13 protein-coding genes are annotated in these 22,711 nt (G+C 45.0%); 9 read left to right on the top strand and 4 right to left on the bottom strand.

Annotation, left to right across the window (positions count from 1 at the left end; translation table 11 throughout):
* The first annotated feature begins 9 nt into the window (after positions 1–9).
* From REC12_RS15195 to REC12_RS15170, 6 genes are all read left to right on the top strand, one after another.
* Complete coding sequence (locus REC12_RS15195) at positions 10–1,056, top strand: potassium channel family protein (protein WP_308895900.1); 1,047 nt, start codon at positions 10–12, stop codon at positions 1,054–1,056.
* An 88-nt stretch (positions 1,057–1,144) separates the two neighbouring features.
* Positions 1,145–2,035, top strand: a complete 891-nt coding sequence (locus REC12_RS15190; protein WP_308895898.1) for a BON domain-containing protein — start codon at positions 1,145–1,147, stop codon at positions 2,033–2,035.
* Between the two features lie 294 nt (positions 2,036–2,329).
* A complete protein-coding gene (locus REC12_RS15185) occupies positions 2,330–3,289 on the top strand; it encodes a metal-dependent hydrolase (protein WP_308895897.1) in 960 nt (319 codons plus the stop codon).
* An 81-nt stretch (positions 3,290–3,370) separates the two neighbouring features.
* Positions 3,371–5,953, top strand: a complete 2,583-nt coding sequence (locus REC12_RS15180; RefSeq protein ID WP_308895895.1) for a DNA translocase FtsK — start codon at positions 3,371–3,373, stop codon at positions 5,951–5,953.
* A gap of 150 nt (positions 5,954–6,103) precedes the next feature.
* Complete coding sequence (locus REC12_RS15175; RefSeq protein WP_308895892.1) at positions 6,104–14,692, top strand: glycoside hydrolase family 94 protein; 8,589 nt, start codon at positions 6,104–6,106, stop codon at positions 14,690–14,692.
* A gap of 56 nt (positions 14,693–14,748) precedes the next feature.
* On the top strand, positions 14,749–15,471 hold the full coding sequence (locus tag REC12_RS15170; RefSeq protein ID WP_308895890.1) for a class I SAM-dependent methyltransferase: 723 nt from the start codon (positions 14,749–14,751) through the stop codon (positions 15,469–15,471).
* A 91-nt stretch (positions 15,472–15,562) separates the two neighbouring features.
* Here the strand turns inward: REC12_RS15170 and REC12_RS15165 are convergent, their stop codons facing one another.
* Together REC12_RS15165 and REC12_RS15160 are read right to left on the bottom strand one after the other, a co-directional pair.
* On the bottom strand, positions 15,563–17,008 hold the full coding sequence (locus tag REC12_RS15165) for an MFS transporter (RefSeq protein ID WP_308895888.1): 1,446 nt from the start codon (positions 17,006–17,008) through the stop codon (positions 15,563–15,565).
* Between the two features lie 619 nt (positions 17,009–17,627).
* The gene (locus tag REC12_RS15160; RefSeq protein WP_308895886.1) at positions 17,628–18,290 is read right to left on the bottom strand and encodes a type II toxin-antitoxin system RelE/ParE family toxin; all 663 of its coding nucleotides are present in this window, start codon (positions 18,288–18,290) and stop codon (positions 17,628–17,630) included.
* A 254-nt stretch (positions 18,291–18,544) separates the two neighbouring features.
* Between REC12_RS15160 and REC12_RS15155 the strand changes: the two genes are divergently transcribed.
* Positions 18,545–19,180 (top strand): ribonuclease H1 domain-containing protein, encoded by a 636-nt coding sequence (locus REC12_RS15155; RefSeq protein WP_308895885.1) that lies wholly within the window; start codon positions 18,545–18,547, stop codon positions 19,178–19,180.
* Here REC12_RS15155 and REC12_RS15150 read toward each other — a convergent pair.
* Together REC12_RS15150 and REC12_RS15145 are read right to left on the bottom strand one after the other, a co-directional pair.
* A complete protein-coding gene (locus REC12_RS15150; protein ID WP_308895883.1) occupies positions 19,173–19,649 on the bottom strand; it encodes a DsrE/DsrF/DrsH-like family protein in 477 nt (158 codons plus the stop codon). The two genes, REC12_RS15155 and REC12_RS15150, sit on opposite strands and share 8 nt — an antisense overlap.
* 47 nt (positions 19,650–19,696) lie before the next feature.
* Complete coding sequence (locus tag REC12_RS15145) at positions 19,697–21,028, bottom strand: aminotransferase class V-fold PLP-dependent enzyme (protein WP_308895882.1); 1,332 nt, start codon at positions 21,026–21,028, stop codon at positions 19,697–19,699.
* Positions 21,029–21,180: 152 nt separating this feature from the next.
* On the opposite strand from REC12_RS15145, the gene REC12_RS15140 reads away from it, so the two are divergent.
* Positions 21,181–21,315 (top strand): hypothetical protein, encoded by a 135-nt coding sequence (locus REC12_RS15140; protein ID WP_308895881.1) that lies wholly within the window; start codon positions 21,181–21,183, stop codon positions 21,313–21,315.
* A gap of 134 nt (positions 21,316–21,449) precedes the next feature.
* The gene (gene pepT, locus REC12_RS15135; protein WP_308895879.1) at positions 21,450–22,673 is read left to right on the top strand and encodes a peptidase T; all 1,224 of its coding nucleotides are present in this window, start codon (positions 21,450–21,452) and stop codon (positions 22,671–22,673) included.
* Positions 22,674–22,711 lie beyond the last annotated feature (38 nt).

Here is a 22,711-nt window from a genome sequence, read left to right as displayed (position 1 = left end):
CGGTTTGGTTTGCTGAAAAGAAAGAAAGTGAAGTTGTTGGGTAGGCGTATTAGATTTGCTGTTTTAGCCGTACTATTTACCCTTCTTATTGGTACAGCAGGATTAATGTTAACGGAACATTTCAGTTTGGCTCAAGCCTTTTACTTCACCGTAGAGACTATTACCACCGTTGGTTATGGTGATATCAAATTAAAATCAGATGCGGGGCATGTTTTTTCAGTTATGCTTATGCTCGGGGGAGCAGGGGTCATGCTCTATTCAGCCGGTTTGATGATGGCTTTCTTAGTAGAGGGCCAGTTAGCCGGAGCGTATGGGAGAAGAAAAATGAATAAAAAGATCGAACAACTTCAGGACCATATCATTGTCTGCGGGGCAGGGCGCGTCGGCAGACAAGTCGTTTATCGACTTCGGAAAGAAGGATATCCTTGTGTAGTTATTGAGCAAGAAGAGGAGCTCGTCCGGCAGTTTATTGAGGAAGGGTATCTTGTCATCCATAATGATGCGACACAAGATGAGGTTCTGAAGAAAGCCGGAATTGAACGGGCTAAAGGGTTAATTACAGCCCTGCCCGAAGACGCGCTGAACGTTTTTGTTACGCTGACAGCTAAAGGACTAAACCCCAAGGTCCAAGTAGTTGCTCGAATGGACCAGCTAGAGTCTGAGAATAAGCTGTTGAGGGCTGGAGCGGACAAAGTAATTTCTCCGGCGATTTTAGGCGGATGGCGGATGGCCATGTCCATTCTGAAGCCTGTCAGTATGGAGTACATCGAAACAGTGATTCATGATCACAATATTGAGATGAAAATTATGGAGTTAAAAGTTGAGCAGGGGTCTTGTCTAATTGGGAGAACACTGTCTTCAAGTGGGATAAAACAACAAACAGGCGCTATAGTCTTGGCAATTTTGCGTGATAAGTTTGTCATCAGCAACCCGGATGCTCGGGAGGAGATCTTGGAAGGGGATCTTCTGATTGTTTTGGGCTTGCGGGAACAACTGCACCGCTTGGAAGAGGTTGCGGCAAATCAAACAAAATTACAGCCGGCAGAAGCTGGGTAGACTGAAATTGGGTGGAGTAAAAGAGGAAGTCTTGGGATAAAATACCCTCTGAGTATGAAAACAAAAGCTTCATGGTGGAGGGAGATTTATGCATAATTCGCGGTCCGAACAAGACATTCTTCGTGATATCAAAAAACTTATTCATACACATTTTGGTGAAAGCGGGCAAGGAATCCATGTTGAGGTCAAAGGGGATCGGGCAACAATTTGGGGTATGGTGGACAGCTTGGTCGAAAAGGATTTTTTCGGGAGCCGTGTGGGGCGAATCGATGGTGTTCGTGAATTAGATAACTCTTTGACTGTTGCCAATGATGGCAATATCCTTGATAAAGACATTGAACAAGGAATTAGCGAACGTTTTAGAGGATCTAATTTTGAGGATCTTACCCATTTAGGGTGTCGGGTAAGCCGAGGGATTGCGACATTACTCGGACATGTTGAAACTCAAAGCACGGAGCGGTTGGCTAAACGTCTCGCATCACAAGTGCGGGGAGTTAAAGAAATTCGCAGCGAAATCCAATTCCTGGAGAAGGCTGTCGACGACGCAACCCTTGTCAACCGTGTAGAAAATGCCCTTGTTGCTTCCCCGTGGGTTAATGCTCATGAAATTCAAACTGCCGCCCGCCAAGGCTTGATAACGTTAAGCGGTCTCGTGGATACTCAGGAAGAAATGGAGTGGGCTGTGGAAACCGCCTATCAAGTTCCGGGCGTCAAAGCGGTTGTCAGTGAGATCATGACTCGGCATCGTTCTCAAGGAGACGATTTATGGCTGACTGAACAACTTGTCTCCAAGTTGGGGCAGCATCGCTTGAATTCAGGCCAGATACGCGCATTTGTACAAAATGGGATCGCTTTTTTGACAGGTGAGGTCTATACTGAAGAAGAACGCGAGTTGGCGGAAGAGATGATTAAAAATATCCCGGAAATTCACAATATTAATAACTCGATCAAAGTAGCTGCACACTCCAGTAAAGGTTAACATGAGTCAAAAGTTAGCTGCAGTTGAACTCTAAGGAAGTATTATAAACCTTTTTAAAAGTGGCTGGCAATGCTCCCTGACTTTAGCCTTTAGGGTAATAAGCTCGCTGCAAATAGTCCTTGGCGCAACTTGGCGGGGCCGTTACTTCGAACGTGTGATTCGTTGAAACAGCCCCTTATTTGTGTGTCTGAAGCTGGAAAATAAGGAAATGAAAATTGAGTTGCTGCAAAAACTTTGTGCTATAATAATATTGTTGTAGTTTGTAAAATCTTAATTGATTGAAGGAGGGCAATAATGGACCCGATCACTCATGGACTCGTTGGAATTGCCTTAAGTGCCCTTTCCGGCCACAGTATGCAATTAAACGATCCGGTATTTCTAGGCTGCACGTTGGGTGCAATGCTTCCTGACATTGATATCGTAGCCCATCTTAAAGGTCGTTTGAACTATTTGTTAAATCATAGAGGGGCAAGTCATTCTCTGCTTGCTTTAACCGGTATGTCATTAGGATTAGGATCAGCGCTTTATTTAGCGTTTCCAAGTACCTCGTGGTGGACGGTGTTTATTTGGACTTTTATTGGCACAATGTCCCATAGTATTATGGACTTATTAAATTCCTTCGGGGCTGAATTATTGTGGCCATTTTCGCGGAAGAAAATTACAGTGGACATGATAATGCTCACAGATCCCATTGTTTCGTGCTTGTTTTTGGGGTCTTTTATGGTTGCCTTGCGTTCTCCGGATTTAGCCGGACCTTCTGCTTGGACGGCTTTATCTCTAAGTATCTTATATTTAGCAAACCGCCATATGGGGCGGTTAAAAACCCGTGATCGGTTAATGACTATCTACGCCCTTAAAGAGCCGGACCAAGTTAAAGTCCTTCCGGCGATGTACCATCCTTTTGCGTGGAATTTTATTTTGTTCCAAGGAGATACCGTGCGCTTCGGTATTATACGGAATCAGACTCCTACCATTTGCAGGGTTATGCCTAAGTTCGATAAAAATAATCCTTCGGTTTCCAATGCCCTGGAGGGTTCTTTGGCTGAACTATTTAGTCAGTTTACTCCATATTATCACATTATAGCTCATGATTCGGATACGGAAGAATGTCAAGTGGAATTTTTAGATCTCCGCTATTGGACTAAAGGCGACTTTCTTTATACGGGCAATGTGTTTTTAAACGAAGATGGTGAAATATCCCATGAAATCTTTCATCCCTTGCCCAATCAGGAAGGTATACTCTTGAGTTACTGATAATTACCGTTGAAATTAAAAAAACCTTTTGACATTCTCATAGCTTATCAACCATAATGAGTATAGCATGGGGGTGAAAAGGTGCGGACTAATAAAAAAAGCCCAAATACTTTTGGCTTAAAATTAATAAGCGTTTTATTATTGCTGTTTTCTCTATTAGCGGGTTTGGGCGGTCTTGGCTTTGGCATTGGGAAAAAGATTTTCTCTGCAATCGCAGCAATTCTGGGGAATCATTTTGCCTGGGTCGGGCTTTTATTTTGTCTCATTATTGCCGCGGGTTTATGGTTTTTGGCGGCAGATTTATTAATGCTGCTGAGCTCTCGAACCACGGCTAAGGCGGATCAGGTCAAAGAGGAAGCTAAACATTCTCAGAGACCGGTTAATCGGAAAAATACTAAACCAAGGATAGAGCTTCCTAAGCTTGATGAGGGGGGGATACCCCTGCCGGCCGGAAAGCTTGTTAATTTACATGGGTTTAATCAATATTTTTCTTCTCCCGAATGGGTTGAAATCAAAGAAGTGGATTCGCAACAAGCGACGGAAATGAATGATTTGGGTAAGGATTTTTCGTCCTATTTCGGATCAGGAAAGGCACTCTTGTCTAAACCGCCTCATCGGATGACTCTTTTGAGAGGGCTTGAGGCATACTTTGAGGATGTAGACCGGGAAGAGCGGCAATTTTTGCATGTGGTCTCTCAGCCGGAAAACAACCCCTCTGATTTGGTTGCTAAAACTTTCAAGGAAAAAGAGTCTGCCTCTAAACCGATTTTTAAATCCCAGGCGGATCGAGAAGAGTTTCTTGCCCAGTATAAAGATGATTATAGCTCCTTTGCCAAGGAACCCCCCGAAGTTAATGATTTGGCGGATAATCCTTTAACTGAGCAAAAAAAAATTGAAAGTATACCTAAACCTGAAGAAATTCAACATAAAACTCAGGAAGCTGAACCTGAGACCGAGGAAGTTGAACCTACATATGACGCAAAGGAATATCTATCCGGAGAAAATGAGCCGGAAACAGAGCAGGTATTTATTGACGATGTCGCATGTGCAGTGGAAACTAATCCTGTAAGTGAGTTGTCTTTTGATCCGAAAGAGGATTTTAGAAGTTTGCCTGTGGAACAGCCGCGGATTTATGAAACGGCTGGGGAAAAACTTTTGACCTTTGTGCAGGAGGAGGAAGATTTTGAACCTTCTGCGGTACAAGAGCCTCCCAAGCTTGCCGGCGATCCTCCGCCAAGCAGCTACCAGTGGAAGCCCCCCAGCTTCAGTCTGTTGGATTCGGTGCCCGAGCATGCTCCTATACAAGACCTGGAAACACCTAAACTCCTGGAAAAAGTCCTTGCGGATTTTGGGGTTAAGGCTAAGGTAATTCGCGTTACCAGGGGACCGGTAATTACACGATATGAATTGGCACCGGCTCCGGGAGTTAAAATCAGTAAGATTGTCAATCTTGCGGATGACATTGCCCTGGGCCTTGCGGCACGTGACGTTCGTATTGAGGCTCCGATCCCCGGAAAAGCAGCTATTGGAATTGAAGTTCCCAATAAACAAGCCCGGGCGGTGCCATTTCGAGAAGTTCTGGAAACAGCCAGTTTTGAACAATATTCTTCAAAACTTAAAGTCGCTTTAGGAAAAGATATAGCGAATCAGCCTATCATTGCCGATTTAATTAAAATGCCTCATCTTTTAGTTGCCGGGGCGACAGGTTCAGGGAAAAGTGTTTGCATCACTTCGATCATCAATTCCCTTTTGTTTAATGCCACCCCGGATGAAGTGAAATTTTTGCTAGTAGATCCCAAAATGGTTGAATTAAGTCAATATAATGGAATCCCTCATCTTTTGGCTCCTGTTGTCGTTGATCCTAAGAAAGCGGCCAGTGCTTTAAAATGGATCGTTAAAGAGATGGAAAACCGCTATGAACTGTTTGCCGCTGCAGGGGTACGGGATATTAATCGTTATAATAAATTGAAATCAGGAGTTTTAGAGAATTCATCATTAGCTCTGCCTTTTATCGTAGTGATTATCGATGAATTGGCTGATCTGATGTTGGTAGCTGCCGGAGAGGTTGAAGAAGCTATTTGCCGTTTAGCTCAAATGGCGCGAGCAGCCGGAATTCACCTTGTCATTGCAACACAGCGGCCTTCGGTTGATGTGATTACAGGAGTCATTAAAGCAAATATCCCCAGCCGAATTTCTTTTGCGGTATCGTCCCAAATTGATTCTCGCACGATTCTTGATGCTACCGGGGCGGAAAAACTTCTGGGCAGAGGAGATATGCTGTATTCTCCTTTAGGCGAAAGCAAAGCCTTGCGCGTGCAAGGCTGTCTAGTTACGGATGAAGAGGTCCAAAGAATTATTGATCATTGGAAGAGTTTGGGTAAACCTGAATATCTTGATCCGGAACGGCTTTTTGTAGAAACCAGTGAAAAAGTTGAAGAAAGCGGTGGACCTGATGACGCGTTATTTTTTGAGGCGGGGCAGCTTTTCATCAGAACCGGAATGGCATCGGTTTCTTTCTTGCAGCGACGCCTGAAATTGGGTTATACTCGAGCGGCACGCTTAATGGACATGCTTGAAGAGCATGGGGTTGTGGGTGCTTTCGAAGGGAGTAAACCTAGACAAGTATTGATAACGATGGATGAATTTTTAGAACGCTTCGGTTGATACCTTAGACTATTTCCGGAGATAAACAACAAACACCTCAGCTGTGAAAAAACGGCTGAGGTGTTTGTTGTTTATCTCCGCATGAATGAAGTGGGAGGGATTGGGAATAATGCAATATGATGCTTAAAAAATGACAAACGGAGACGAACAATGAAGTTTTTCGCACGGCCTATGATTCAGGAAAAACCATATAAGGACATTGCCCTCCATGGGGAAGATTTACTTAAGCATGCCGAAGAAATTGCCCATTTAACCTCGAATCAGAGTATTCATTTTCCGAAACGAACGCTCTTGCCGAGGGTCAGGCAAAATATAAAGTTTTTAGAACGAGCCTATCACGAAATTACCGATTATTCAGCCCGCACTAAAGATACCGTACCGGCAACGGAATGGTTATTAGACAATTATTACAGTTTAAGAGGTTTGAAAGAAGAGATTCCCCGCAGCCTGCCTCCGAAATTTGAGCGCCAATTGCCCAGAAATTCCAGCGGTGATTTTATAGGCTATCCTAGGGTATACGGTTTATTAGTCGAATTGATCGAGCATACGGACAGCCAACTGCAAAGAGACACCTTAAAAGCGTTTATTAACGCCTATCAGGTCCAAATTCCTTTGACAAGCGGCGAATTATGGGCAATCCCGACGATGCTGAGAATTGTAATTCTTGAGAATATCCGGAGATTAACGGAACTTATTTTATTTACTCAAGAGGAAAGAGAAAGAGCGGATCATTGGCTTTTGCCTCTTTTAGAGAACGATCATGACAAAACGAATTGGGACGAGATTCTCAAAACATTGATTCCGCAGGAAGAATATTCTTCGGCTTACGCAGAGCAAATTTTAAGGCGGATGCGGGAACATGGCGTTGAAGGGGCGCCCTTGCTGCACTGGATCGATCGGGCAATTGCCAAGCAGGATACAACGATCGAAGAATTAGCCAAACTTGAACGTCAACACCAGACCATGTATCAAGTTTCTATGGGGCATGCTATCTCAGGCATTCATTTTATCGCCGCGGAGGATTGGCCGAGATTTTTTGAGGAAGTAAGCCTGGTAGAAAGTGTTTTCGAAAAAGATCCGAGCCAGGTTTATTGTCAAATGGACTTTGATTCCCGCGATGCCTATCGGCATGAAGTCGAAAAGATTGCCCGGCAGTTTAAAATTTCCGAATTAGTTGTGGCCCGCAGAGTTCTCACGAGAGCAGAAGAGGCCCGGCAGCGGGGCGATCTTCTGGCTGCCCATGTTGGCAGGGATTTACTGGGGTCAGGGCGGGCTGAGCTGGAACAGGAATTGAGACAAGACTTCGGTACAAATTCAAGTCTACTTTATCGGTTCCGTCAGGCGATGCGAAAAAAGCCGGAATTATATTATTTTGGCAGTCTGCTCATCGTAACTTTGGTGCTTAGCGCCTTGGTTCTTGCTTATGCAGGGAACGCTCTGTCGTTTCCCCTTCTTTATGCAGTCTTATTTTTGGGAGTCCTCATTTGGGCGAGCAGTTTGACGATGCCAACGCTAAACTGGATTGTTTCTAAGCTTTTCGTACCGACCTTTTTGCCTAAATTTGAGATGAGAGATGGAATACCTGAAGAATTTAGGACCATGGTTGTGGTCCCAACTCTTTTGACTAGTGTTGAGAGAGTGAAAGAACTCATTGGAGAAATAGAAGTTTATTTTCTGGCCAATCGAGACAATAATTTATACTTTGCCCTCTTGGGTGATTTTGCAGATGCTCCTGCGCAGACCGTCTCAGGCGATGATGAAATTCTTACTGCGGCGACAGAGGCCATAGAACATCTCAACCGGAAATATGAGCAGGATAGGTTCTATTTCTTCCACCGTCTGCGTTTATTTAACCCCTCAGAGGGGGTTTGGATGGGGTGGGAACGCAAGCGGGGAAAACTGGCCGAATTTAACGCTTTGTTGCGTCAAGAAGGTGAGACAAGTTATAATGTCAAAATTGGAAATTTGACGATTCTGCCAAGCATTCGCTATGTCATAACCCTTGATGCGGATACGAAATTGCCTCAGGGAACGGCTAAAAAACTTATTGGAGCCCTTGCTCATCCTTTGAATTCGCCACGCCTTAATGAAGAAAAAACACGAGTTGTTCAAGGATACGGTGTACTCCAGCCACGGGTAGGAGTTTCAATTTTAAGTGCCGGAGCCTCCGAGTTTGCCCAAATTTACTCCGGCAGAGTCGGGGTGGACCCTTATACAACGGCCATATCCGACCTTTATCAGGATTTGTTCTCTGAAGGCATTTTCACGGGGAAGGGAATCTATGACGTTGAGGTTTTTCATCAAGTCACTCATCAAACCTTTCCGGAGAATACGATTCTCAGCCACGATTTAATTGAAGGAATTTATGCCCGGGCAGGTCTTGTTACGGATATAGAGTTAGTTGATGGTTATCCATCGACCTACCGCTCCTATCTTCGCCGGCAGCATCGCTGGGTACGCGGAGACTGGCAGCTTATACCCTGGCTGTTTAAACCAATATCCTTTGTTTCCAAATGGAAAATTTTCGACAACTTGAGAAGAAGTTTAGAAAATCCCGCCCAACTGCTTCTGCTAACCTTAGGCTTCTCCTTTCTTCCAGGAAGCCCCTGGGTGTGGACAGGGCTGGTTGCCCTGAGCATCCTTTGGCCGATGGTCCTATGTATGCTGAATATGCTCTTAACTAAAGGCGGAGAACGGGGCGAAGCAGCCCAGGACGCTTTAACTGTTGCCAAACAGTTTGCGCTGCAGTTTATTTTGCTGCCCCGTCAAGCCTTCAGCATGCTCGACGCTATCCTGCGAAGCTGCTATCGCCAGCTGATTTCTCATCAAAAAATGTTGGAATGGGAAACTGCGGCTGATACTGAAAAGCGAATAGATATCAGCTTTAAAGCAACCTTACGGTCGATGTGGTCCGTCATCGTCTATATAATTTTTCTCGGTTTTTTTGTGGGGTTCCTGTTTCCTGCCAGACTGACGAGTGTTATTCCTTTAGGGATTTTATGGTTGCTGGCAATCTGGTATGCCTATCGTGTAAGCCTGCCCAAACAACTTAAGAAAGATTTGCTCTCTTTTTCGGAACAATTAGCCTTGAGACTTTGGGCCAGAAAAATCTGGGCCTTTTTTGAGGAGTTTGTAAATGATACTGAGCATTGGCTGCCTCCTGACAATGTTCAAATCGATCCGCCCAATGGGGTGGCCCACAGGACTTCTCCGACGAATATTGGCTTAGCCTTACTGGGGAATATTGCGGCAAGAGACTTCGGCTATATTTCTTTAACAACAGCTTTGCAGCGTATTGAAAAGATGCTGCTTACTGTTAAAAAGCTTGAGCATTGGCAAGGGCATCTTTACAACTGGTATGACACCCAGAGTCTTGAACCCTTGGAACCGCGTTATATATCCACAGTGGATAGCGGGAATTTTGTCCTCTATTTGCTGACTTTGAAAGCCGGGCTTGCCGAATCACTGGAAAAACCGCTCGTAGGTTTGGAATATGTCTTTGCCCTCCAAGATACTTGTACTTTGTTAAAACAAGCTGTCGGAGAAGAAGGCTTTAAAGAATTGGCAGGATTTGAAAAAGCAATTCAGAATGCTTTGGAGAACCCTGCTAAGGACTGGAATTTTCGAACCTGGATGAACATTTTATTGTCCTGGCCGCAAAATTATTCCGGGCAAGAATGGGCGGAAGACGGAAAGTATTGGGGACGTTGCCTCGAAGGCATGATTTGTGCTTTTAAAGAGGAGATTCAAGACTACTTTCCCTGGGCTAACGAGTCAAATCTCACGGAAACTGAAACCCTGGAAAGTATGAGTGGCTTTAAATTCTTTAACCTCTCTGAATTAGGACAACATTACTCACAGGCATTGGAGAAGGGGAATTTTAGCGCGGAAATCAGCGAAAAAATCCATGCTGCGCTGCTTAAGCTTCGGAAGACAATCCGCACCACCCAAATGCTGCAGCAATGGCTTGAAGAAATGGTTTTAGCCACGGACTTTCATCCCTTGTTTGATGAAAAGCGTCAGCTTTTTTCCATTGGCTATCGAATCGGGGAAAGCATGCTGGATAAATCTTACTATGATTTGTTGGCCTCTGAAGCCCGCCAGGCAAGTTTTATTGCCATTGCCAAGGGAGACGTACCGCATAGTCATTGGTTTAGGCTGGGGCGTTCCCTGACCCTGGCCCAAGGAAAAAGAAGCCTGGTTTCCTGGAGCGGAACCATGTTTGAGTTTTTAATGCCTCTCCTTGTCATGAAAAACTATGCGGGGACGTTATTGGATGAGACCTATAAGTCCGTTGTCGAGGTACAGAAAAAGTATGCCGCCGAGCATAATTTGCCCTGGGGAATTTCCGAGTCCGGGTTTTATGCCTTTGATCCCCAGCTTAACTATCAATATAAAGCCTTCGGGGTTCCGGGTTTAGGTCTGAAAAGGGGATTAATTCAGGACCTTGTCATTGCTCCTTACGCCAGCTTTCTAGCCCTGATGGTTTCTCCCCGGGAAGCGCTGGACAATATCTCTCTTATGGAACACCGTGGTTTCGGCGGTCGTTACGGCTTGTATGAAGCCGTTGATTTTACCGCCGATCGCATTCCTGTAGGAAAATCCTATCGGCTGATTCAAAGTTTTATGGCCCACCATCAAGGAATGAGCTTTTTAGCCTTGGATAATATTTTATTTGACAATAGAATGCAAACACGTTTGCACAGCGAGGCTCTTATCCAGGCTATGGAGCTTCTTTTGCAGGAACGAATACCGTCGTCGGCTCCTCTTGTATCCCAGCCGGAAGGTGAACAGATCATTTCCGGCAGACACGTTAAAAGCACTCCTCCTGAAAAAAACCAGTCTATTTTTATGAACACGGCAATGAGTCCAATTCCCGTGACCCATTGCATATCGAACGGACAATACTCAGTTATGTTGACAAATTCAGGGGCTGGGTTCAGTCGTTATCGGGAAATAGGTTTAACGCGCTGGAGGGAAGATGTAACCAGAGATGCCTGGGGGATGTATTTTTATATTCAAAATTTGAATTCAGGGGATGTTTGGTCAGCCACACATCAGCCATGTTTGAATTCCGGTGACGATTATAAAGTTACCTACGCTCCGGATCGGGTTGAATATTTCCGCAAAGACGGTAACCTGGCAACCCGGACCGAAATTGTTGTTTCACCGGAAGATCAGGCTGAAATTCGGCGCATATCTCTGACAAATCACAGTAAGTTTGAGCGCATTATTGAAATTACCAGCTATTTTGAAGTGGTCTTAGCCAGAGCAAATGATGATTTAGCCCATCCCGCTTTTGGCAACCTCTTTATCCAAACAGATTATCAGAATGAGGCGTTATTTGCTTCACGGCGGCCACGGAAAGAAAATCAGCGGCGCTTATGGTTGATGCATACCGTCGCCACAGAGGGAGATACGGTCGGTACTCTGCAATATGAAACAGACCGGGCCCGGTTCATCGGCCGGGGCAGAAGTCTCTCCAAACCGCAAGTTTTAGACGCCAACCACCCCTTGTCCAACACAGTGGGGGCGGTCCTTGATCCTATCATGAGTCTGAGACAGAGAGTTAGGGTTGCCCCAGGGCAAACGGCGAGAGTTTCTTTCTCAGTGGGCTATGCCGACAACCAAGAGGAAATCATCCGTATTTCTGAAAAATACCGGGACCCGCTCTCAGTGAACAGGGCCTTTGAACTGGCGTGGACTCACTGTAAAATGGAGCTTCGCCATCTGAACTTGACGGCCGGGCAGGCCAACGAGGGGCTGAGTCTCGGCGGCCATCTCCTCTATCTCAGTCCCTGCCGACGAGATGTGGCCGAGTATATTGCCAACAATTGCAAAGGACAGTCGGCCCTTTGGCCCTATGCCATTTCAGGAGATCTGCCGGTCGTTTTAGTTCGCGTGGATAAAAGTGAGCATATGGAGTTAGTTCGCCGTTTGCTGACTATTCATGAATACTGGAGCCTCAAGGGGTTATATGCTGATTTAGTAATTCTCAATGAAGACGAGAGCGGTTATGTGCAAGCCCTGCAAGACAACTTGCGAGACTTGATCTCTATGGGGCACGCACGGGATCGCTTAAATCAGCCGGGCGGTGTTTTTATCCTGCAAAAAAGTCATGTTCAGGCGGATGATTTAAGATTGCTTTATACCGTAGCTCGAATTATCTTCAACGGTGAAGGCGGCTCCTGTTCAGTTCAGGTTCGGAAAAAGAGTAAACTGATTATCCCGGAAAGTGCCGGTGGAGAAAATCCTAGCTCTTCTGAGTTGGAGGATTCATTGCCGGAAACTTCTCTGGATAACCGGCAGCTTGAAGCGGAAGAACAGATAATGAACCAATTAACCTTTGCCAATGGTTATGGAGGATTTAGTCAAGACGGGAGAGAATATGTAATCAAGCTTCAGGAAGGCAAGAATACTCCTCTTCCCTGGATTAATGTTATTGCCAACCCCACATTTGGTTTTCAGGTTTCAGAGGTAGGGGCAGGCTACACCTGGTCCGACAATAGCAGAGAGTATAAACTTACTCCCTGGTCTAATGATTCGCTCCTTGATCCCACGGGAGAGGCACTTTACCTGAGGAGTGACGACAGCGGTGAGTTTTGGTCTGTCACTGCCAAACCGAGACGAGAGAAAGGAGCTTACACGATCCGGCATGGTCAGGGGTATTCAATTTTTGAACATTGCAGCCATGGTCTGAAACAATCTCTAAAGCTTTTTGTTCCTTTGCAGGAACCGCTTAAACTTCTCGACTTGACGCTTTCCAATACGACAGAACAGGAAGTGCATTTAAGCTTAGTTTACTACGTAGAATGGGTTTTGGGAGTAGCCCGTGAGCTGACTGCTCCGTATTTGGTGACAGAATACGATGAGAAAAGCCAGGTCTTCTTGGCTCGCAACACTTACCAGGAAGAATTTAGCGGGCGGTGGGGATTTTTAGGGGTTGTGGGAGCCGGTGTTGCCAGTTATACTGGGGACCGGTCTGAATTTATCGGCCGCAATGGAGGTTTAGCCGATCCGGCGGGCTTAAAGCTGGAGAGTTTTTCTGGTTCTGTCGGGGCGGGCTTTGACCCTTGTGCGGCGCTGCAAGTCCCTTTGACGATCGCCGCCGGAGAAACCCGAAAGGTTACTTTCCTTTTGGGGGAAACTACCAGGCAAGAAGAAATAGGACAAATCCTTGCGCTGTATGAGAATTCGAAAAAGGTGGATGAGGAGTTCGATAAGGTAAGACAATTCTGGAACGGTTTGTTGAGCAAAATCCAAGTTGAAACACCCGATACGTCGATGAATTTGCTGATGAACTGTTGGCTGCTTTATCAAACCACAGTTTGCCGCTTATGGGCTAGGTCGGCCTTTTATCAGTCGGGGGGAGCTTATGGATTCAGGGATCAACTCCAAGACGTAATGGCCCTTGTCTACACGTCCCCGGAGGTTAGCAGGAAACAAATACTTCTTCATTGCGGTCATCAATTTAAAGAAGGTGATGTACAGCATTGGTGGCATGAAGGGAGAAATAAAGGAATACGCACGAAATTTTCTGATGATCTTTTATGGCTTCCCTATGTCACTGCTCATTATATCGAACATACAGGAGATAGTTCGGTTCTCGACGAAATGGCTCCCTTCCTGGAAGATGAACTGCTGCGGGAGGGCGAAGATGAACGCTATTCAGTGCCCAAAGTTTCCAGCGAGTCAGGGGATGTTTACGAACATTGCTTACGGGCGATCGAGAAAGGGCTGAGCTTTGGCGAGCATGGGCTGCCGTTAATTGGTTCCGGAGACTGGAACGACGGATTTAGCCAAATCGGGCCGCAAGGCAGAGGGGAAAGTGTATGGCTCGGATGGTTTCTCTATTTAACCCTGATGCGCTTCTCTTCAATCTGTCAGGCGCGCCAGGATAAAGAGAGAGCGGAACGTTATCGTCGTGTTGCCGAGGAACTGCAACAGAATCTGGAGAAATACGGCTGGGATGGGGGTTGGTATCGGCGGGCTTATTTTGATGACGGGACCCCTTTAGGCTCTACGCTCAACACCGAATGTCAGATCGACGCCATCGCTCAATCCTGGTCAGTCCTTTCCGGAGGAGCGAGACCCACTCGGGCTCAGGATGCGATGCTGGCTTTAGAACACTATTTGTGGCGTAAAGAAGATGGAGTCCTGCTCTTGCTTACTCCGCCTTTTGACAAGTCTCTGCCTGATCCCGGCTATATTAAGGGATATGTCCCCGGAGTGCGCGAAAACGGCGGACAGTATACCCATGGGGCCATTTGGGCCATTTCGGCCTACACGACGTTAGGAGAAGGGGATAAGGCTATGGAGCTGTTTCATATGCTGAATCCCGTCAACCATGCCCGAACAGAACATGAGGCCAATCGCTATAAAGTTGAGCCCTACGTCGTAGCCGCCGATGTTTACGCTATTCACCCCCATGTGGGCCGCGGCGGATGGACGTGGTATACCGGAGCGGCAGGATGGCTGTATCAGGCAGGCTTGGAAGGAATTTTAGGTTTTAAGCGTCAAGGGGATAAGCTGGTTCTTAAGCCCTGTCTACCGAGTCATTGGAAAAGCTATAAATTGGTCTACCACTATTGTTCTTCAAAATACGAAATTGTTGTCGATAATCCAAAGGGTCGAATGACAGGATTTGAACAGCTTACTTGTGATGGAGAACCCTTACAAGAACCTGTTATTTCCCTTCAGGATGACGGTCAGACTCACAGTGTGCGTTTGACCCTGTAATTAAAAAGAAGCGGGAAAGGTTAATCCCGCTTTTAGAGAAAAGGAGAGGATAGGGTTTGGAGTTTTATCAAAGTTTAGCCAAATACTACGATGAAATTTTCCCTTTGAAGAAAGCGCAAGAGACATTTATCCGAAATTACTTAAAGCAAGAAGCTCTTAATTCGGTCCTTGATGTTGGGTGCGGAACTGGTTCTCTGGCTACAGTACTGGCTCAGGGGGGCATTGCAGCACACGGTGTGGATTTGAGTACTGAAATGATTGAAATAGCCAGAAAAAAAGCCCAAGCTGTGGGCAGTCCTGCCATGTTTTCTGTCGCCGATATGCGTAACCTCAGTGGCATGGAGGTGGAATTTGACGGGATTGTTTGCTTGGGAAACACCCTGGCTCATGTATCGGGCGAAACTGAATTAAAACAGGTTTTAACTCAGTTTCGCTTGAAAGCAGCTCATGTCCTGGTACAAACTGTGAACTATGACCGGATTATCGCCAAGCAAATCAAGGAATTGCCTGTGATCAAAACTCCCAGCCTAACGTTCCAGCGCTTCTACACCTTTTGCTCGGACGGCGGCTTGGATTTCACTACGAAAATTCTGTTTTCGGACTCCGGAGAGGAAGTATCCGGTGTTAATCGTTTGTATCCTGTGACCTGTTCCGAATTAAGGAAAGCCTTTGAGGAAACCGGCTGGAAAATGACGGAACAATGGGGGAACTTTGAAAAAGAACCCTGGACTCCGGATTCCCCCGCAACGATCTTAGCCGCTAAATCGGTCGACGCATAACTGTAAAATGAAAGAAAAAGCCAGGGCTCAAGCCCTGGCTTTTAGCATCGACGACAAATAATAATACATCATCATTTGTTTTGAGTTTAATTCAAGATGACGGGTTTCCTTTATTGAGATCACTTGAAAGATAGCCTTTGCGGCTTATTGAAAGAAGCGACGCAGCCAGCGAGATTACACCACCGATAATCATGACCGTGTGGTAAGCAGAAAGAGAGGCGTTAACTTGCTGAGTAATTGTTGGCTGAGTCAATCCAGCCAGTATTCTAGTTTGTTTTCCGTCAAAAACGGAAACGGCCAGCGTCGTGCCAACGACCATGCCCAGATTACGAACTAAAGCATTCAAACCTCCAGCCGTGGACAACATGGTTTTGGGAACAGCTCCCATAACGCTGCTGTTGTTTGGAGACTGAAACATTCCTGTACCGATTCCCATTAGAATAGGCCCAATCATAATGTACCAGAAGAGCGAATGGATACCAATTGTTGCCAGAAAAAACATACCTAAGGCATTGATTACCAGGCCGCCGGTAGTTAAAAAAACAGGTCCGATTTTATCGGAGAGATAACCGCTTGTTGGGGCGAAAATCGCCATGACAACCGGATATGATGTCATGAGAAGGCCTATTGTTTCGGGTGTCCAATTAAAAGAGTGCTGGAGAACAAAGGGCAAAAGCATAGTATTACAAAATGTTGAAACGAAGGAGAGAAAACCTGAAATATTTCCGATGGCAAATGGTTTGATTTTATAAAGTGACAGGTTAATCATGGGAACTTTGACTTTTTGCTCGACAACGTAGAAAGCGATGAGGAGAATCAAACCGGCTATGATCCCTAATAGAATAGGAGTTGAGGACCAGCCGTAGTCTTCGCCGTTATTAATGGCAAAAAGCAGAGCAACCATTCCTACGGAAAAGAGGAAAGCACCAGAAAAATCAAAGGGCTCTCGACCTGTACTTCGCTTGTCATTAGGCAAAATAATTTGCGAAACAATAAAACCGATAATACCGATAGGTACGTTAATATAGAAAATATATTTCCAGCCGATCAACCCTACTATTAAACCGCCCAGCGCAGGCCCCGTCAGTGAACCAAGAGCGACGGTAGTTCCCGTTAAGCCAAGTGCCCGTCCGCGTTCAGAAGCCGGGAAGGCTGAGACAGTGATGGCTTGGGAATTGGCCATAAGCATCGACGCACCGATTGCTTGAAAAACGCGAAAGCCGATCAACATAAAAACATTCGTTGAGAGGCCGCAAAGAGCCGAACCGATGGTGAAGATGATAAATCCTGTTGAAAAAACACGTTTGCGGCCCAATATATCGGCTAATCGACCGAATATTGGCAAGAGACTTGATATAGTAAGCAGGTAAGCCGTAACAACCCACTGCAACGTCTCAAGATCCGTTTTAAAAGCACTTGATATAGTAGGTAAAGCTACATTTACGATACTTGAATCAAGAGTGGACATAAAGGTTCCAACTGAAACAGTCAGTAGTATAAACCATCTGATGTTGGGATGTTCTCTGATGTTTGGCACGATAAAACCTCTTTCTTCTAATGTAAATAGCAAATAAGTGGGCTGTTACCAACTAGGTAAAGTTGCCGGAAAGTCAGTAGTCAACTTGCCTGAAATCGTAAGTAACGCCGCGTTGAGGATACCGCTCTTAAGGTTGCCCCAAACGTTCTGCCGGAAACGGCTTGGAGTAGATGTCAGTTATTGGGCTAACTTCAAATATACCATAACAATGATAGTTTGGATACTAAGCCAATCAGAGTTTGAAGGATTCACCAGAGAGTTCCTTCTGACTTATGTCGGGTCTTAGCTTTAGCGACCTAATACCTGAGCTTACCTCCGGCGGCAGGTCGCCTAAGGGACTCTGGGTCTGTGATTTTGCCGGTGATAACGGTGCAGCAACCATTCAAGCGGACAAATTGTTCAAATCAATCTAAATTACTCTTAGCCATGGCTCTACTTTACCTTCATCTCCAATACAAAGGTACCTTTATAAATTCATAATAAAGGTACCTTTGTATTTTTGTCAAGATAGAAATTGATTTTATTTCTCTGATTTAAAGGAGGAAATATAGGGATGAGACAAGCCTGGTGGCTTGTCTCCCGTTAAAAGCAACTTTAATTGATACCGAGAAGTGCATTTCTAGGCGATGCCATTGAGATTCGCATAGATTGCCTCGCGTGCTCCGACGGTCAGTACAACGATTAGGCTTTCTTGAGTAAAGATTGTATAGACGACCCGATATTCTTTTGACCCGCTCCTAAAAGAGACTCGATATGTTTCATAATAGGGCCCTTTTAAGCGTTTGAAAGCTAAAGGATCTTGCTCTAGGCGGCTAAAGACAGCCGGAATTTCTTGAAGTTCCTTTTCCTGAAGAACAGCTAAATCATGGATACTGCGGGTAGTAAGAACAAGGTTATAAGATCCCTGGATTTCTTTCTCCTGATTAAATGAGGCAAGAGTCTGAGCTTTCCGCCACTTGACGGATTGAGCGTTTTTATGCGCTCTATGAGCTTCCTCCGACATCCGGTCAAGGACTGTACTTAACTTTAATTTGCGTTCTAACAGCTTGCTTTTGAGTTCATCTCCGCTACACCCGGCACCATGTAGTTCTCCGATAATTAAATCCTCGAAGAAATCAGAAAGGGGTCCGACAGAACGTTCGGCAGTTCGTACGAAAACTTTGCCTTCCGAGTCGACACACAAATCTAAGCTGTCCTCTGCAGCTAAACCAAAGAGCTTTTGCAATTCTGAGGGTAAAATAATTTCCCCTTCTGCTCCAACCTTCACCCGATAAGTTTCCATGGTTTCTCCCCCTTTGAGCTAGGATACTTAAGTATTTTATGGAGCTGCCAATAATAAGGAGTTCAACAGAGAATTGAATTATCCTTCTCTATTACGTATACTATTTGGATTATTCTGTGTAGTTAATAGTATGTAAGAGACTCTGCCTTGGGAACGGTTCTTGAGATGTTGTTTTGTTTCTATAGCCCAAGGTTTATAATGGTGAGTAGCAATTAAAAACAAGCTCTAAATTATGAATAGGGGAGTAGGCAGCTTTGGGGAAAAAAAATTATTATGTTGTCAAGGAAGGGTATACCAGAGGCCTTTTTAATAATTGGCCGGAATGTCAGGCAGCTGTCAAAGGATACAAAGGAGCGGTTTATAAAGGATTTGAGACGAAAGCTGAAGCTCTTGCTTGGGAAAGCGGCAGGGAAAACCCAGGGACAAAAGGCCCCTTTTCAGAAGATCACGGAGCTGAATTGGCTCAATCTGCCAAAGATTATGATTATGAAATTTATACGGATGGCAGTTATCGGGATGGAAAGTATTCTTATGGCTACGTATTTGTCAAAGAAGGGCAAATCGTTTTTGAAGGCAAGGGAGTTGGAGAAGATTCTGAAGCCGCCGTCATGAGAAATGTAGCCGGGGAAATCGCGGCAGTTATTCAGGCCGTAAAAAAAGCCAAGAGCTTAGAGGCGCGGGTAAGAATTTTTCATGATTATTCGGGCATTTCCCATTGGGTTAGCGGTGACTGGCAAGCCAAGAACAAATTTACCCAAGCTTATGTTGCTTTTATGAAAGAGCACCAAGGTCTATATAGTTTTGAAAAGGTAGCCGGTCACAGCGGAAATTTATTTAATGATTATGCCGACCGGCTAGCCAAACAAGCCTTGGGGATTATCCCTAAATAAAAAGCTGCATATCTGAGTCTAAGGCATCCTTTAAGTATTCTTTGGCTGTTATAATTTGAACTTCGGGCAATAATTCTTCTTTTTTAAAGCCCATGACATCAACAGATAATTTACAGCCGTAAAATGTTACTCCTTTTTTGCGGGCGCCGTTGAGAAAGTCGGTTAAACTGGGCGTTTGATCATCGTCCATCATCTCTAAAAGCATTTGCTTGCCTAAACCCGCCATGTTCATTCGGGAAAGAGGTAATTCCTCAGGCCCTTTGGGAGTGACCATACCAAACATTTTTTCAAAGGTTGTTTTATCTTCAGCAGACACCTGGGCAGGATCCCGCACCAAAAATAAGCCCCAGAAAGCAAAAAACATGCTCACATTGACGTCTAATTCTCTTGCGGTATTTGCCAGGATGAGAGCGGCCAGAGCTTTGTCGTAGTCGCCGCTGAACATGAGAATATTCATCTTCTTATCCAACGTTTATCCCCCTTAAATTGTTATCCCGGTTTAGTATAAGTAAAAATTCAAATTGTATAACATTTCGGGGATACAGTTGTTGGATGTCTGATGATTTGCTCCAGGGTTTCCAGCAGAATATTTATCTCGTTAAAATTATTATATAAACCGAAGCTTACCCTGACGACGCCGGGTCGGGGGAAATTTCCGTTTTTCCTGTAAAACTCCATTTGCTTAGAAGAAATAGACAATAATTTTTGGATATAAGGTTGGGTACAAAAGCAACCCGTCCTGACGGCAATGCCGGCTGCCTGAGAGAGAATTGAGGCGACCTGTTCGTGGTATATGCCTCTGACGTTGAAGGGGATAACCCCTATGCGCCGTTCACCCGGACTAAAATGGGAATAAAGAGTAATGCCGGGTAGCGACTTCAACCCCGAATAGGCATACTCTGCAAGTTGAGATTCATAGTGGTCGATTTTTCTCATGCCAAGAGCAGTGAGGGTTTTGATGGCCGCCATCAGGGCCACTACTCCCATGACATTCGGGGAACCGGCCTCATCTTTATGAGGCGGGTCATTCCAGAGGACCCAATTATGAGTCACCACTTCGGCCGTGCCTCCTCCTACCAGCTCCGAGACCCCTTGCCGGAAGGTTTCGCGAGGACCGATAAGCACTCCGGTTCCGAAAGGCGCGTACATTTTATGGGCGGAAAAAGCCAGGTAATCTATATGTTGCAGGGGATTTGGAGGTCTCATATTGACCATGGTATGTGGTACCATTTGAGCACCATCAACAAGAATTTTAGCATGATAACGATGGGCCAGTTCGGCAATCTTATGTATTGGGTTCAGATAGCCTGTAACATTTGAAGCCCCCGTTACTGTGACAAGTTTTACCTTTCCTTTATAATGGATTAATTTGCGTTCGAGATCTTCCAGGTTTAGTTTTCCCTGAGGATTCACTTGGACATAATCAACATGAAATTTCTTTCTCCAGGGTAAATCATTGGAATGGTGTTCCATCCAGGTGGATAAAATCACATCTCTTCGGGTTTCTTCCTGGAGACGATAGGATAATTTATTGATGGCTTCAGTTGTGTTTTTGACAAAAATAGCCGTGTCATTGACGGGGTCGGCATTTACGAATTTGAGGACAATTGATCTCGCTTCTTCGTAGAGCTGGGAGGAATATTGTGATTTATATCCCGTGCCGCGATGGATGGAGGAATACAGAAGAGAGAACTGATTGATTTCCTCCAGGACGGAGAGCAAAGGTGGGGTTGAAGCAGCATTGTCGAAGTTGATGCAAGTTACCCATTGGCCATTCGCCAAGGGGATTTTAGTATCCGTGCCGACAACAAGATGTCTGTAATCAGACTCGGGCAGCTTATAATTCATGTAATCATCTCTTTCGGGTGAAATTATGTTCCTCCTTCAGCATCATATTATGGTTAAAAAAAAAGGTGACAGTCGAATTGAGCTACATGATATCAAGACCCGTGTAACATACTAGACATGAAAATTTGTTTGTCGAGAGCAGGGAGGTAACGATGAAAAAGTCAGGTGAAAACCAAAAACGAGCGAAGGGACGCGCGAGCGCCAAGTACGATTCACGAAGCGCAGAATTTAAGCAAGAACAGAAAAAGGAGAAAGAAATAAAGAACACTCTGGATGCCGATGTTTAATTCTTGGGCCTCAAACTTTTAGTTTGGGGCTTAATTCATAAATTTAAAATTAAATGACAGGATTGATTGCAATCACAGTTTCAAATCGCTATAGTTAGAGACGTAGGACAACAATTTATAATGGGGGATTCAGGATGAAAACGGTTACGGAGAGATTTTTACAGTATGTTAAATACGATACTCAGTCCAGTGAAGAAATAATTGTAAATACGACGCCGGGGCAAATTGAGTTAGCCAAGCTCCTTGTTGAGGAACTGCAAGCCTTGGAATTAGAGGATATTTCCAGGGACGAAAATGGCTATGTCTTAGCTTGCCTGCCTGCCAATATGAATAAGCCAGTCCCTTCTTTAGGTTTTATGGCTCATTTGGATACAAGTCCGGATATGAGCGGCAAGGATGTAAAACCAAAGCTTATTGAGAATTACGATGGCGGGGAGATTGTCCTTAATCATGATAAAAATATTGTGCTATCTCCGCGCGATTTTCCCGAGCTGTTAAATTATCAGGGAAAAACTTTAATTGCCACAGACGGGACCACTTTATTAGGTGCCGATGACAAAGCGGGAATTGCCGAGATAATGACTGCCTTGGATTATCTTCAGAGTCATCGGGACATTCTCCATGGAAAGTTATGTATTGCGTTTACACCAAATGAAGAGGTTGGCAGGGGAGCGGATCTCTTTGATATTCAGAAATTTGGTGCAGATTTTGCCTATACTATTGATGGCGGCCCTATCGGAGAACTAGAATATGAAAATTTTAATGCCGCGGAAGCTAAAATTAAGATTCAAGGGCGCAATGTTCACCCCGGATATGCCAAGGGCAAAATGATTAACTCCATTTTATTGTCCCAGGTATTTATTGAGCAGCTTCCTAAAGCCGAAACCCCCGCAAATACGGACGGTTATGAAGGATTTTACCATTTGAAGGATATTCAGGGGAATGAGGAAGAAACGCTGCTTACTTATATTATTCGTGACTTTGACAGGACCTCTTTTGAAAGAAGAAAAGACAACTTGTACCGGATTGCGGCCAATCTTAATGAAAAGCATGGGTCTGGGACATTTGTAGCGGAAGTTAAAGATCAATACTTTAATATGAAGGAGAAGATTGAGCCCGTAAAGCATATCGTTGATAGTGCGGAAAAGGCGATGAAAGAAGTGGGGGTTATACCGGATGTCCGCCCTATTCGCGGCGGAACAGACGGGGCCAGACTTTCTTTTATGGGCTTACCGACTCCAAATATTTTTGCAGGAGGGCATAACTTCCACAGTAAGTTTGAATTTGTACCGACCTTCGCCATGGAAAAAGCAGTTGACGTTATCCTGAAAATCATCGCTATTTACGCTAATTCTTAGGAATTCACCCTCCATTTTTCAGAAATATATACGGCGAA

Source organism: Candidatus Desulfosporosinus nitrosoreducens (assembly GCF_030954495.1).
In the GTDB taxonomy this organism is placed as follows: domain Bacteria; phylum Bacillota; class Desulfitobacteriia; order Desulfitobacteriales; family Desulfitobacteriaceae; genus Desulfosporosinus; species Desulfosporosinus nitrosoreducens.
The sequence above is the reverse complement of the archived record's forward strand: the minus strand, read 5'-3'. Positions and strand labels throughout refer to the sequence as shown.